The sequence below is a fragment of the Luteibacter yeojuensis genome, from assembly GCF_000964085.1.
Lineage (GTDB): Bacteria > Pseudomonadota > Gammaproteobacteria > Xanthomonadales > Rhodanobacteraceae > Luteibacter > Luteibacter yeojuensis_A.
On the sequence record NZ_JZRB01000077.1, the window covers coordinates 1 to 1,367 of the forward strand.

At 61.9% G+C, this 1,367-nt stretch carries 1 protein-coding gene; it reads right to left on the minus strand.

Annotation, left to right across the window (positions count from 1 at the left end; all coding sequences use genetic code 11):
• Nucleotides 1-32: 32 nt before the first annotated feature.
• On the minus strand, nucleotides 33-1,367 hold a 1,335-nt coding region (locus VI08_RS21545; protein ID WP_232309605.1), incomplete at its 5' end, for an IS3 family transposase.

Below are 1,367 nucleotides of genomic sequence, written 5' to 3' on the forward strand. Positions count from 1 at the left end.
TGAGGTGACCCCCAAAAGTTGGACAGCGTAAGCTAGGCGGCGGCCTGGATCCGGTACTCAACCGGACTCAGGCCGTTTAGCTTTAGCTTGATGCGTTCGTGATTGTAATAGCGGATGTATCGGCGGATTCCGGCTTGTACCTGGGCGATGTTGTCGAAGCGGGTTCGGTGGAAGAACTCGGTCTTCAGCAAGCCAAAGAAGCTTTCCATGGCCGCATTATCCAGGCAGTCGCCCTTGGCGGACATGCTTTGCGTCAGGCCTTTCTGACTCAGAAGTCGGCGGTACGCCGCGTGCTGGTAGTGCCAGCCTTGATCGGAGTGCAGCAGTGGGGCGTCTGCCTTCCCGAGCTTTTTCAGCGCCTTGCGCACCATTTTCTGCACAAGGCTGAGCGTGGGCCGCCGTTCGATCTGGAACGCCACGATCTCGCCGTTGTAGAGGTCCATGATCGGCGACAGGTAGCATTTTTCGCCATCGACGGCGAACTCGGTGACATCGGTCACCCATCGCTGATTGGGCTTTGGGGCCCTGAAACAGCGTTTGACCAGATTTGGGACAGCCACGTGCCCCGGGCCACGGTATGAGCGGAATTTCCCTGTCCTGCGCAGTACCTGGAGACCCAGCTCCTGCATCGTCCGCTGGACGCGCTTGTGGTTAATGGTGAGGCCCCGGCGCTTGAGCAACGCCGTGATCCGGCGATAACCATAGCAAGCGTGTTCGTCGACCGCGGCCCGCACGGCAGCCTTCACATCGGCCTTGGGGTCCGGGGCATTCCACTTGCTGCGCCGGTGATAGAAGGTGCTTCGTGCCAATCCCACTTGCTGAAGCAGCTCATCGAGCGGCAGGCTGCCCCTTAGCGCTTCGACCGCTCGCGCTTTTTCCTCGGTCCTTTTTTTTTGAACCGTTCGGTGGCGTCGAAGTACTGGTGGAGTGCCAGCGTGACACGCAGCCGCTGGTTCTCGGCCATCAACTCCTCGATCGTCGGGGAATCGCTGCGCGGGGTCGGTTCGGTGGGATCTACGGGGGCTTGGGGATCGGTCATTGCCTTGCCGGGGTCTGCGGCCACGCTGGATGCCCAGCGACTCACCGGCATGATAACGCCGGTCCCATGCGGCTACCGTCGAGACGCTCCCCAAACCGAATAGCGCAGCCGCCTGGGAATAGGAAAGGTCATCGCGACGCATCCGACGCACCACTCTCAGCCGGAACGCCTCGTCATACCGCCCCCCGGCGCCCGCCAGCCCCGCCACGCCGTGCAGTTGGAACCGGGCCACCCAGCGATACACCATCGAATACGGCAAGCGGTACTGGCGAGCCAGCAGCCGGCCCCCAAGGGGACCGGCCAGGAACTGCTCAACGATCTTTAGCTT